Origin of the sequence: Occultella glacieicola, assembly GCF_004353825.1 — a bacterium.
In the GTDB taxonomy this organism is placed as follows: domain Bacteria; phylum Actinomycetota; class Actinomycetes; order Actinomycetales; family Beutenbergiaceae; genus Occultella; species Occultella glacieicola.
The window spans coordinates 109,432-122,025 of sequence record NZ_SMNA01000004.1 but is presented as its reverse complement, the minus strand read 5'-3'; the positions used below and the strand labels follow the sequence as shown (position 1 = coordinate 122,025).

General features: G+C 70.8%; 10 protein-coding genes and 1 pseudogene. 4 read left to right on the top strand and 7 right to left on the bottom strand.

Features of this window, described 5'->3' with window-relative positions:
- Positions 1–9: 9 nt before the first annotated feature.
- From EXU48_RS08510 to EXU48_RS08485, 6 genes are all read right to left on the bottom strand, one after another.
- A complete protein-coding gene (locus EXU48_RS08510; protein WP_133107237.1) occupies positions 10–999 on the bottom strand; it encodes a LacI family DNA-binding transcriptional regulator in 990 nt (329 codons plus the stop codon).
- Positions 1,000–1,020: 21 nt separating this feature from the next.
- On the bottom strand, positions 1,021–2,646 hold the full coding sequence (locus tag EXU48_RS08505; RefSeq protein ID WP_133107236.1) for a type 2 periplasmic-binding domain-containing protein: 1,626 nt from the start codon (positions 2,644–2,646) through the stop codon (positions 1,021–1,023).
- Positions 2,647–2,723: 77 nt separating this feature from the next.
- Entirely contained in the window at positions 2,724–3,629 is a 906-nt protein-coding gene (locus EXU48_RS08500) for a carbohydrate ABC transporter permease (protein WP_133107235.1), read from the bottom strand.
- The gene (locus tag EXU48_RS08495) at positions 3,626–4,642 is read right to left on the bottom strand and encodes an ABC transporter permease (protein ID WP_133107234.1); all 1,017 of its coding nucleotides are present in this window, start codon (positions 4,640–4,642) and stop codon (positions 3,626–3,628) included. Before EXU48_RS08495 ends, EXU48_RS08500 begins: the two co-directional genes overlap by 4 nt.
- Complete coding sequence (locus EXU48_RS08490; RefSeq protein WP_165962731.1) at positions 4,643–5,983, bottom strand: polysaccharide pyruvyl transferase family protein; 1,341 nt, start codon at positions 5,981–5,983, stop codon at positions 4,643–4,645.
- Between the two features lie 50 nt (positions 5,984–6,033).
- Entirely contained in the window at positions 6,034–8,397 is a 2,364-nt protein-coding gene (locus tag EXU48_RS08485) for a glycoside hydrolase family 127 protein (RefSeq protein WP_235856915.1), read from the bottom strand.
- Positions 8,398–8,760: 363 nt separating this feature from the next.
- Between EXU48_RS08485 and EXU48_RS08480 the strand changes: the two genes are divergently transcribed.
- The 4 genes and pseudogenes from EXU48_RS08480 to EXU48_RS24990 form a co-directional block, all read left to right on the top strand.
- On the top strand, positions 8,761–10,218 hold the full coding sequence (locus EXU48_RS08480) for a lipase maturation factor family protein (protein ID WP_133107232.1): 1,458 nt from the start codon (positions 8,761–8,763) through the stop codon (positions 10,216–10,218).
- A gap of 23 nt (positions 10,219–10,241) precedes the next feature.
- Positions 10,242–10,583, top strand: a complete 342-nt coding sequence (locus EXU48_RS08475) for an L-rhamnose mutarotase (protein ID WP_235856914.1) — start codon at positions 10,242–10,244, stop codon at positions 10,581–10,583.
- 52 nt (positions 10,584–10,635) lie between these two features.
- Positions 10,636–10,899 carry a hypothetical protein gene (locus tag EXU48_RS24995; protein ID WP_235856913.1) on the top strand — a complete coding sequence of 88 codons (264 nt, stop codon included), beginning with the start codon at positions 10,636–10,638 and terminating at the stop codon, positions 10,897–10,899.
- A gap of 52 nt (positions 10,900–10,951) precedes the next feature.
- Positions 10,952–11,326 (top strand): annotated as a pseudogene (locus tag EXU48_RS24990) (PIN domain-containing protein); the annotation flags it as partial.
- Here EXU48_RS24990 and EXU48_RS08465 read toward each other — a convergent pair.
- Positions 11,299–12,582: an outer membrane protein assembly factor BamB family protein gene (locus EXU48_RS08465; RefSeq protein WP_133107230.1), complete on the bottom strand. Its 1,284-nt coding sequence runs from the start codon at positions 12,580–12,582 to the stop codon at positions 11,299–11,301. The pseudogene EXU48_RS24990 and the gene EXU48_RS08465 overlap by 28 nt on opposite strands.
- Positions 12,583–12,594: the final 12 nt, after the last annotated feature.

Below are 12,594 nucleotides of genomic sequence, written 5' to 3'. Positions count from 1 at the left end.
GACGCACGATCAGGCTGTGGACTGGCGCTCGATGACCCTCGGCAGCGGCTCGGTGATGGTGTGCGAGTCCACCGGCTCACCGGTCAACGCGGTGTGCATCAGGTCCACGCCGACCCGGCCGAGCTCGTACAGCGGCATCTCCACCGTGCTCAGACTCGGCCGCAGGTCGGCGGCGATCGTGGTCTCGTGGTAGCCGATCACCGCCAGGTCGTCCGGCACCGTCAGGCCCGCGTCGGTCGCCGCGGCGAGGACCCCGACGGCGGTGGTCACGTTGTTCACGAGCACGGCGGTGGGGCGCGGGTCCAGGTCGAGCAGCGTCGGGAACCTCTCGTAGCCGTCGTGGGTGCCTTGGAGGCTGTGGATCACGTAGTCGTCGGGTGCCGGCAGGCCGGACTCGCTCAGTGCCCTGCGGTATCCCACGACGCGATCGTGCTGGTAGCGGGTCTGACCGAGGTAGGCGATCCGTTCGTGCCCCTTCTCGACCAGGTGCCGGGTCGCCAGGTAGGCGCCGAGCTCGTCCTGCAGGGCCACCCAGTGGTCCTCCGCGGAGACGTCGTCGAGGATCACGATGGGTCCGCCGCCGGCCCGGATCTGGGTGAGCACATCCTCGCTGATCGTGGCGCCGGGTCGGATCAGGGTGCCGTCCACCTGCCCACCGCCGACCATGCGCTGCAGCATCAGCGAGCCGGACGTGGCCCGGATGCCGTCGCCGAGCAGCACGCTGTACCCGTGCGCGTCCGCCGCGTCGTAGATGCCGTCGACGAGCCGGTGGTAGACCGGGTTGTCGAGCTTCGGCAGCACCAGCGCGAGCACCCCGGTGCGCTGCAGCCGCAGCGCCCGGGCCGCATGGTTGGGCACGTATCCGGCGGCGTCGACGGCCCGTTGCACGCGGGCGCGGGTGGCCTCGGACACCCGCACGTGCTTGCTTCCGTGCAGGACCGCGGAGACCACGGACGGGGATACGCCCGCGGCCGCCGCGATCGACTTCACCGTTGCCATCCTCGGATCCTAGAACGCGGGTCAGGCCTGCGCCGCGAACGCCGTCTCGTACTCGTCCTTGAGGCTGTTGCCGACCTCGAGCATGTAGTCCTCCACGGCGGTCGCCCAGGAGGAGACGGGCTGGCGGCCGGCGAGGATCTCGTTCCGGGCGTCGCCGAGCGCGGTCCCCGCCGAGGCACCGGCGGTGACCGCGGTCTCGGAGTAGAGGCCGGTCGTCGGGTCCGGGACGATCAGGGGTGCGGCCTTCGCCATGAACTCGAACTGCTGGTCGACGGCGTCCGGGTTGCCGGGCTCGTACAGCACCGACGGCGGTTCGGACAGGTACCGCAGCGGCAGCACGGTCTCGGCCGCGCCGACGCTGGTCAGCACCGGGTCCGACCCCTCGAGGGTGTGGTCCACGCCCTCCACCCCGAACTTGCGGGCGAGGAACTCGGTGCTGCCGAACGGGGACGCGAGCCAGTTCAGGATCCGCAGCAGCTCGGCGATCCGCTCCGGGTCGTCGGTCGGCTTGAACGCCATGAAGCCGGCCGAGAACCCACTGCCGCCACGGACGCCGTCGCCCCCGTCGCGGCCCGGGGCCACCTGGCCGGTCATCTGGAAGCCCTCGATGCCGGCTCCGGCCACGAAGAACTTCGACCAGCCGGCGTAACCACCGTAGGCGAAGCAGGTGGTGCCGTTGTTGACCCACTCGTTGCGTTCGGTGTTCTGCACGGCGGCCGAGTCGGGGTGGAACAGGCCCGCCTCGATCATGGCGACCGTGTCCGCGAGCGCCTGCTCGTAGGCGGGCGAGGCCTGCGCGTAGGAGAACTCGCCGTTCTCCTCGACCCACGCGTTCCCGATCCCGTTCATCTGGGCGACGTGGGACAGCAGGCCACCCGGGTCGCCGAACGCCCACTGGCTCTTGCTGGCATCCGTGAGCGTGGTCGCCATCTCCACGAACTCCTCGTAGTTCGCGGGGTCGGTGTTCGCGCCGCGTTCGATGAGCAGGTCGTTGCGGGTGTACAGGACACCCCCGATGGGCGAGCGTGGGATCGGCACACCCCAGATCGCGTTCTCGAAGATCGCGGTGCGCCAGGTCCCCTCCGGGATGGCGGCGAGGGCCGGGTAGTCCAGCACCGCGTCGCCGGCGAGGTGTTCGGTCAGGTCGGCGAACGTCGCCGCGAGCATCGCCGGCATCTGTTGCTGCACCGTGCGGATGTTGATCATGTCCGGCAGATCGCCACCGGCGATCGTGGTGGCGAACTTCGCGTCGTAGTCGGCGGACGGGCTGTAGGTGATGCCCAGGTCGGTGCCGAGGAGGGAGTTGATGTTCTGCCAGTGCTGGTTGTTCGCCAGCTCGGGCGCGATCGGGTCGTAGGTGTAGGTCATCGCCGTGATCGACCCGCCGGACCCGGGGGTCTCGGTGGTGGCCGCGGTGGGACTGGCCGGGTAGGTGTAGTAGCCGGGCAGGGAGAACTCCGAGTCCGAGGGCAGGTCCGGGGCGGCGACCTCGAACGCCTGGTAGGTGGGCAGCACGGTCGTGGCGTCGGGGGTCGCCCCGCCGCTCCCGCCCTGCGGTGGTGCCGAGCCGTCGGGCCCGCAGGCGCTCAGGGCACCGACCCCGGCGAGTGCGGTCAGGCCGAGGAAACTACGTCGATCGATCTTCATGATCGTTTCACCTCTCTGTGACAACGGTGATGCGGATTGGGTTGGGGGATGGAGCTAGGGGTGGTGGGTGGAGCGGGTCAGCCCTTCACGCCGCCGATGAGCAGGCCCTTGGTGAAGTGCTTCTGGATGAACGGGTAGACGATGAGCATCGGCAGCACCGAGATCAGCAGGATCGCCATCTGGATGGCGACCTGCGGCGGCAGACTGGAGCCCTCCATGACGAGGTCGTCCACGCCCATCGGGGTCTCGTTGACCACGTAGGTGCGCAGCACCAGTTGGAGCGGCCACTTCTCCGGGGAGTTGATGTAGAGCAGGGCGTTGAAGAAGCTGTTCCAGTAGGCCACCGCGTAGAACAGCGCGATGACGGCGATCACGGCCTTGGACAGCGGCAGCACGATCCGGGTCAGCACCAGGAACTCGCCGGCGCCGTCGATCTTCGCGCTCTCCATCAGCTCCGCGGGCAGGTCGAGGAAGAACTCCCGCATCACGATCACGTTGAACGCGTTGATCAGCACCGGCAGGATCAGGGCCCAGTAGCTGTCGATCAGGCCGAGTTGCTTGACCACGAGGTACATCGGGATCATCCCGGGGCTGAACAGCAGCGTGAACAGGACCGCGAGCAGCATCGGCTTCTGCGCGTACATCGTGGTGCGGCTGAGCGCGTAGGCGAGCCCGATCGTGCACATCACCGACAGCGCGGTGCCCACTGCGGCGATGCCGAGGCTGACGATCACCGACCGGGTCACCACGCCCCCGGAGAGCACGGCCCGGTAGGCATCGAGGGTCGGGTCGGTGACCCAGAACACGAAGCCGCCGGCCCGGGAGATCTCCGCCTGGCTGGCCAGGGACGTGGAGATGACCGCGATGAACGGCAGGATCACGGCCAGGCAGGCGACGGCGAGGACCACCGCGCGGGCGCCGCGGGCGAGCAGGCTCGGCCGGCCGAACACCAGGTTCGAGCGGGTCACGGTGAGGTCGCTCATCTCGAGTACACCCCCCGTTCCCCGAACACGTGGGCGAGCTTGTTGGCGCCGAGCACAAGGACCACGCCCACCACCCCCTTCACGAGGCCGACGGCGGCCGAGGTGCCCCAGTTCCCGCCGACGATGCCGTTGTTGTAGACGTAGGTGTCGAGGACCTCGCTGGCGGCCTTACCGACGGCGCCCTGTTGCAGGATGATCTGCTCGAAGCCGACGGTGAGGGCATCCCCGAGGCGCAGGATCAGCAGCAGGATGAACACGCTGCGCACCGCCGGGAGGGTGATGTGCCAGGTCCGGCGCCACGCTCCGGCGCCGTCCATCGCGGCCGCCTCGTAGAGGTTCATGTCCACCCGGGACAGCGCCGCCAGGAAGATGATCGTGCCCCAGCCGGTGTCCTTCCAGATCACCTGGGACGTGATCAGGAGCTTGAACAGTTCCGGCACGCCGATGATCGAGAACGTCGCCATGTCATGTTCGCGGAAGAACGTGTTCAGCATCCCGGCGTTGCCGAGGACCTGCTGGAACAGTGCCACCACGATCACCCAGGACAGGAAGTGCGGCAGGTACAGCACCGACTGGACGCCCCGCTTGACCCGCTCGCTGAGCACGGAGTTCAGCAGCAGGGCCAGGGCCAGTGGCAGCGGGAACACGAACACGACCTGGATCAGCGTGATGATCAGGGTGTTCGCGAGGGCGTTGACGAACCGCGGGTCGCCGTTGAAGATCACGTCGAAGTTGTCCAGGCCCACCCACTCGCTCTGGGAGATCCCGAGGAACGGTTGGAAGTCCTGGAACGCGATGACGTTCCCGAGCAGCGGGAAGTAGTGGAAGAGCGCCACCACCGCCATGCCGGGCAGCGCGAGCAGGAGCAGCATCCGGTCCCGTTTGATCCGGGCCAGGGTGGACCGGTTCTGGCCCGAGGTCGGCTTTCGGCGACTGCTCCTGCCCGTCGCCCCGGCCGCGCGGGTGCGGGCCGGTCCGGGCGTCGTCGCCCGGTCCTTGATCGTCTCGGTCATCTACACACCTCCCACGGATACTTCCGACTTCGTCCCACCGACGCCGTCGCTCGCCTCGGTGTCGCGACCGGGTCCATGCCGCCCGACGGCGGTGCTCGCCATCTGCGCGAGCCGCTCGGTGGCCGCGGCGTGCGCCGCGGCCGTCCTCACGTCGGGGCGTGTGCCCCGGCCTTCGGCGATCGCGTCGAGCAGTTCCGCGAGCCGAGCGGCCGCGGCGTGGTCCTCGACCTCCACCACGGTGTCACCGAGGCCGAGGTCGGCGTACATCCGGCCCTTGATCGTCTCGGTGGGCTGGCGCAGGTAGATCGCCGGGGTGCCCACCGTGCTGGCCAGGATCGGCGAGTGGCAGTCCATGGTGAGCACGCCCGCCGCCCGGGCGTAGGTCGCGGTCGCGGTGGGCAGGTCCCAGTAGTCGGCCAGCACCCGCACCTGCGGTGCGACATCGTCGGGGAGGATCCGCGGGAAGTGGTCCGCGGCGAGGTCGACGGCGTAGCTCATCTCCGGGCCCACGAGCACCTGGCCACCGGTGCTGCGCACCCAGTGCGTGATCGCCCCGGCCAGCACCGCCAGGTCCTCGGCGTCGTGCGCGGCGTTGACCGCGTCCCGGTGATGGTCCGTGCGCCCCGGCGTCAGGCCGTGGATCCGGTGGTAGGGCGCGAACCGGGACCGCGGCACGGCCACCAGGAACTCGCCCCGGGTCAGCCGGTACTCGGCGACCAGGCTGTCTGCTGCGGGCTCGTCGAGCAGGTCGTGCGCAAACGTGGCATCCGGCCCCCATTCGAGCAGCGGGCCGGTGAGGCGCTGCCGGGTGAGGTAGTCGAGAGTGAGGCTGTCCCGGCAGTAGAGGAACTCGGCCCCGGCGAACAGCTCCCGGTCCGCCTCGGACAGGTAGTCGGCCGGGAGCGCCGCGATCTGCGTGGCGGCCTGGGCGAGGGTGCTCGGGGTGTAGGGGCCGAACGGGTCGTAGGTGATCCCGAAGAACCCGTACGGACGGCCGGTCGCCTGCCAGGCGCGCAGGTCGGCGCCGGCCCCCAGCCCGGCCGCCGAGCCGTGCACCAGGATGTCCGCCTCGGCCCACGCCTCGGCGAGCGCGGCGGTGGTGGGATTGCCGTCGGCGTCGAGGTCGCCGTCGACGATCCGCACCCACGGTTGCCGTTCGGCGAACATCCGGCGCTCCCGTTCCCCGAGCCGGCAGGGCCAGAGCGTCAGCTCGACGTCCTCACCCTCGGCGCGCAGCGCGTGGAGGGCGCCCGGCGAGTGGGCGACGTCGCCGATGTTCGCGGTCGCCCAGGACGAACGCAGCAGGATCCGGCGCGGGCGGCCGGGGTGGGAGTGGGTCACGTGGGGTCTCCAGGGGTCGGGAGCGGTTCGGTCGGTGGGTGGGTCTCGGGTCAGTCGGCGTCGACCCGCTGGACGTGCACGCGCGGGTGGCCGCCGCCACGGGTGGTGGCGATCACGGTCACGGCCCGGATCTGCCGGCCCGCCGAGAAGAGTTCGTAGGCACCGGCGCCGGGTGCGACGTCCAGGACCTCCCGGACACCGGCGGAGGTCACGATGCGCAGGTCGACGGGTGCGGTGTCGAGGTTCACCGCGTGCACCGCGGCGTGGTGCCCGCCGCCCGCGGCCCAGGTCTGGGCGGTACCGGAGAATGCGACCGGGCCGGCGGTCTGCGCGGTGTCGATCGTGGTGATCTCCATCGTCAGATCGCCCTCGTGCGCCACCCGCAGCAGCGTGTGGGTGTGGGTGCGGCCCGGGAAGTAGGCCCGCGACGTGGTCTCGACAGTGGCGGACCGGTCCCCACCCCAGGAGAACAGGAACCGCACGTCACCGCGGGTGAGGGAGAACCAGGACGCGGTGACCTCCGCGGTCCCGCCCGCCTCGACCACGGTGCCGTCGGAGAACTCCAGCACGTCCCCGGCCTGCACGAACAGGGGCACCACCTCGGTCGCGGCCTCGCCGACGCTCACCGCTCGCACGATGCCGTCGTGGCGGTGCACCACGTCCGTGGTCACGGCGCCGTCGACGCTGAGGTACCGCGCCGTGAACGGCCCGAGGACGTCGCCCAGGTCCGACGGCTCGAGCTCGGGCCCACCGGCGTCCGCGCCGTTGTGGAACGTGGCCACCAGATCGGTGAGCGCGGAGTCGCGACCGGACGCCGTCATCGTGGTCCAGTGGTCGTCGGCCACGTTGTTCAGGGACAGCACCACGGTGCCTGCCCTCGGGTGCCAGAGCATCCCGGTGCCGGAGCGGATCCGGTCGTTCCAGCGCCGTCCGAGCAGGCTGGCCAGGTAGTAGCCGGGCCGGCGCACGAACAACATCTGCTGGTCGACGGTGCCCTCGCGGTACTCGGTGAACACGTCCTCGGCGACCGGCCGCAGGTCCGCGGTGAGGGCGTCGAGCTCGGCCCGGCCCAGGTTCTCCGGCGCGATCGGGACGTGCATGTACAGCCGCGGAGAGGCGTTCGGCTTGACCAGTGGCGGGATCGGCTCGGTGCTCGCGGCCCAGTCCGCCCGGGAGGCAGCCTTGTCCTCCCGGGAGGATGAGTACAGGCCGAGGTTCGGCACCTCCGGCACGAACGCACGCGCGAGGGCGTAGCGGTCGCGGGCGTCGTCGGGATAGAGGGTGAGCGTGCTCGTGGAGTTGCGGGCCGAGGCGGCCGCGAAGTGCACCCAGCCCGGCGCACCCGGTTCCGGCAGGATCGCGTACTGGGCGAAGTCGGCCCACTTGCGCGCCATCTCCACCAACTGCTGGTTTCCGGTGAGCAGGTAGAGGTCCGCGAGGTCGGGCATCATCACGGTGCTGTTGTAGCCGCTGTCGTAGACGAGCGGGTCGTGGAAGTAGCCCGCCGGCGCCTGCCCGTGCGCCGCGAGCAGCGCGATCCGGTCGTCGAGGTCGGCGGCCAGCTGTGGATCGCCGATGACCACCGAGGCGTGCCCGACCCCCGCGAGCCCACCGACGAGCTGGTTCGTGACCACCAGCGGGGTGTCCCAATGTGGCAGCGAGGTGTCCATGAGCCACTGGGCGGCGTGCCGCATGGACGCCTCGAGCTCGACCTGACGGTCGGGTAGCAGATCCTCCTGGATGAGGTCACGCTGCAGGTTCCCGAGCGAGACGAGCCCGAACCCGGTGGTGGCGAGACTCTCCTCCTCGTAGGTGACCGGCCACGCACCGCGGGGTCCTTGCAGACCGAGGTAATAGCCGATCGCCGCGTCGAGGCGCCCCTCCAGGTTGGGGTCGAGGTAGTACGGGTTCCAGGATCGCTCGTTCACGAGGAACCAGGACAGGGTCGAGACGTGCTCCATGATCCGGGAGTTGCGCGGGTGGTTCGGTGTGCGCCACCAGCCGTCCTCCATCCAGCCGAACAGTTCGGGGTCGTCGTCGACCACGCTGTTCGCGAGCGGAGCGAGGAGCTGCAGGTACTGGCCGAACACCTGCTCGTTGGGGGCGAACGCCGCCCGGTCCGGTGCACCGTCCGGCAGCGGGTCGACCAGCGGCAGCACGGTGCCTTCCGAGGTGGCGAGGGCGTCCGGGGCGACGAGGGCGCCCGCGCCCAGGGCGGTGAGGGTGGCGGCGCCGATCCCGAGGAAGCCGCGCCGGGTCAACGGCGCCAGCCTGGCGCCGGGCCCGGCCGGCGGTGCGACCGCGGCCCCATGGCTGCCCGGTCGACCTGCTCCGCGCGGGCGCCCAGCCGTCGGCTCCGTGGCGCGCCGGGCGGCGGTGACGGCGGCGGGTTCGAACGGATCTGGCTTCGACATGGTGACCTCCCGGTTGCGGCTCTGCACGACGGTGCGGCGAGCGGACCCGCCTGACTTCGACCGGTGATGCAACGTTGCCATCACCAGCCGGATGCAAGGTTGCATCATCCGGGCCGCGATGTCAAGACACCAACCCGCCCCCCAGCCAACCATCGGGCCCGCTCGGCTCCGCCTCACTCCCCGGCCAGCCCCCGCATCCCAGCCTCACGCCCTCCACCCGGCCCAACTCGCCCACCCCCCACTTCGCCCCAACGGCCCGGGCGAGCGCATCGGTGACCGTTGCGCGGGGTCGGCGGACGGTCAGCACAGCTGCCGTCCGGGACCGCGGTGGCGTCTCGGTTCGCGAGCGAGCAGGCTTGGCCCATGGAGGCCTGGCTCGCCCCGGGCGGGTCGTTCGGGTGGTTCGGAACCGAGAACTACGACGCCGCCAGGTTCGTGCTGCAGCGCGGCATCGCCGCGATCTACCTGGTCGCGTTCGTGGCGGCGCTGCGGCAGTTCCCGGCCCTGCTCGGCGAGCGCGGGCTGCTTCCGGTGCCGCGGTTGCTGGACCGGGTGCCGATGAAGGGCGTGCCGACGTTGTTCCGGCTCGGCTACACCGACCGCAGGCTCCGGGTGATGTGCTGGGCCGGCGTTGCGCTCGCCGCGAGCGTGGTCGTCGGCGTGCCGCAGGCCGGCCCACCGTGGCTCCCGATGATCACCTTCCTGGCCATGTACGGGCTCTACCTCTCGCTGGTGAACGTCGGCCAGGTGTTCTTCGGATTCGGCTGGGAGTCGCTGCTGCTCGAGGCCGGGTTCCTGGCGGCGTTCCTCGGCTCGGACCAGACGCCGACCCCGATCATCGTGATCCTCGCGTTCCGGTGGCTCGCCTTCCGCGTCGAGTTCGGCGCCGGGCTGATCAAGATCCGCGGCGACCCGGTCTGGCGGGACCTGACCGCCCTGTACTACCACCACGAGACCCAGCCGATGCCGGGCCCGCTGAGCTGGTACTTCCACCACCTGCCCAAGCCCCTGCACCGGGCGGAGGTGGCCGCGAACCACGTGGTCCAGCTCGTGGTTCCGTTCCTGCTGTTCGCGCCGCAGCCGGTGGCGACCTGGGCGGCCGCCGCCGTGATCGCCACCCAGGCCTGGCTGGTGATCTCCGGGAACTTCGCCTGGCTCAACTGGCTCACCATGCTGATCGCGTTCTCCGCGACCGGCGACGGCGTGCTCTCGGCGCTGATCCCGACGCTCGCCCCGACCGAGGCGACCCGGGCCACCCCGGCCGCGTTCGCCGTCGTCGTCGCGGGAGCCGGCCTCCTGACCCTCGTGCTCAGCTACTGGCCGGTCCGGAACCTGCTCTCGCGGCATCAGCGGATGAACGCCTCGTTCAACCACTGGCACCTGGTCGGCGCGTACGGAGCCTTCGGGTCGATCACCCGGCGGCGGCACGAGATCGTGGTCGAGGGCAGTGCGGTCGCCGACCCGGGCGACGGCGACTGGCACGAGTACGTCTTCGCGGGCAAACCCGGTCCGGTCGACCGCAGGCCGCGCCAGTTCGCGCCCTACCACCTACGCCTGGACTGGGGCATGTGGTTCCTCGGGCTCGGGTCGGCCTCGCAATACGCGTGGTTCGACCCGTTCCTGGACCGGCTGCTGCTCGCGGATCCGGCGGTACTGCGGCTGCTCGCCGATGACCCGTTCGACGGCGCCCGGCCGGCCTGGGTGCGTGCGCGGGTGTTCGCGTACCGCTACTCGACGCCGGCCGAACGCCGCGGGAGCGGCGCGTGGTGGGTGCGGCGGGAGGTCGCGGACCTGGCCCGGCCGCGACGCCTCACCCCCTGAAGGGCGCCGCTACGATGCCGGGCGTGGAGACCGAACCAGCACCGATGAAGCGCGTCGCATCCGTGATCGGGGTGGCGCCCGAGCACATCGAGGCCTACGAGCGGCATCACGCCGCCGTCTGGCCCGGGGTGCTGGACCGCCTCGCCCGCTCGCACATCCACAACTACTCGATCTACCGGTTCGGCGAGATCCTGTTCTCCTACTTCGAGTACCGCGGCGAGGACTACGAGGCGGATCTGGCCGCGATCTCGGCCGACCCGACCACGCGGGAGTGGTGGTCGGTGGTGAACCCGCTGCAGCGACCGATGAACGAACAGGCGGCGGGGCAGTGGCTGGACCTGCCCGAGGTGTTCCACACCGATTGACGTGGGCGCACCGAAGTGGGTCACCTCTAGCGTCGGTGGCACACTTGCGTTCATGCCCACCAGCCGGCGTCGGCACCAGATCACGGAGACGGCCGAGGTGGAACGCGCCATCGACCTGGCGTTGCGCCGCTGGCCGGGACAGTCGCGCTCGCGGGCGCTGCTCAAGCTGATCGACGCCGGGGCGGCCACCATCGATACCGACCTCGGAGCCAAGTCGGCCGACCGCCGGGTGCGGCTCGAGCGGATGGCCGGCACGTACGGACCCCTGCTCTCGACCGAGGCACTCGCGGGGTTGCGCGCGGAGTGGCCGCGGTGATCGTTCTGGACGGGAGCCTGGTGCTCGCGGCGCTCACCCGAACGAACGCCGACACGCCGAGGCGGTCGACCTGCTGTCCCGACCCGGCGAGGACTTCCTGACGCACTCCGTGAATCTCGCGGAGGTGCTCGTCCTCGCCGAGCGAGAGGGTCACGGTGAGCACCTGGCCGACGACCTGGCCGCCGCCGGCATCCGTTCCGCCGAGACCGAGCCGCTCCGGCTTGCCGGGACGCGCGTGCGGAGCGGCCTGAGGATGCCCGACTCCTGCGCCCTGAGCCTGGCCCGGGCGCACGGTGTTCCGGTCGCGACGTTCGACGGCGCACTCGGCCGGGCCGCCGTGACCTGGGTGTCCCCGCCCTGCCCTGATGCCGACACGGGTGGAATCCGCGCCCGTCGGCGTCAGTTCCGCGCGTACAGGCTGAGTTGATCGTCGAGGAGCACGGCGACGGCGTCCTCCGCGTCGCCGATGACGGCACCGTCGGGCATCGGCATCTCCCAGAGGATCTTGCCATCGGCGATGCTCATGCCGACGAGTCGGGTATTCGTCAGCGCGCCGTCGGGATCCACCTCGAAGGCGTAGAGCAGGAGCCCGGACGCGTCGCCCCGACACGGGCACAGCATGTTCTCGGGGGTGGTCCAGAGCAGTTCGCCGGTCCGCGGTTCCCGCCCCGAAACGGTACTGGAGCCGAGGATCACCAGCACGCCGCCGAGACGTGCCAGGGGGATGCCGTATGGCACCTGCCAGAGCACCTGACCGTCCGCATCCATCGCCTCCATGACGTCACCGGTTCCCTGGGCGAGCGTCACGGGCGGAACCGAGCCGTCATCGACCAGCGCCGGCCAACCGAGACCGGGTAGATCGAGCACCCGATCGGTGCCGGGCGGGATGTACTGGGATCGGCCACCGCCCCACGAAATCAGCGGAGCGTCCTCGAGCTGGTACGACCAGGAACCCGGGATGTGTTCGCCGGTCCGGGCGCGGTAGAGCGCACCGTTGGACACCAGCACCAGGTCGTCGCGCATGATGACGCCCGGCCGCCCCAGGCTCCTGAACTCGTCGGCGGCCTCGACCGCCGTGGACCATCTCAGCTGGTCCAGATCGAGACCGACGTGGAGCGTGAGGTCGTCCCCGGCGGCGGCACCCTCGGTCAGGAGGATGAGGTCGCCACGGTACAGCGTCGCGGCCAGCGCGCCGGGTGCCGGCACCGTCCGCACTGTGCCATCGTCGTCCACCACCGAGACCACGGCATCGGCGCCCGACCCGGACAGGCACACGAAGAGTTCTGCACGCACGCAGTCATGCACCTCGGCGATGGACCAACGGAGTTCGCCGTCGGTGCGGCCATAGGCATCGATGCGACCGTCGTCCGCAACGAACACGTGGGCATCCTCCACCACCAGGCGGGGCGACGACATGGTGGCGGACAGGGGCACGCTCCAGCGCTGCTCCGGTGGCTGCGACCAGGCCGGACCCACCCGCCAACTCGGGACCGGTGGCGGCGGCGCGACCACGATCCCGAGGACCACGAGGAGCACGGCGAAGGACCCCCAGAGCACCGGTGAGCGCCAGCCGGCCGAGGCGCCGGCGCTTCGGCTAGTCGTTCCGGCGGGCCGACCAGGATCGGCGGCGAGGGCGGGCTCGTCGAAGTCCAGCACGAACTCGTCGACCCGGCCCCGTCCCATCGATTCATCCTG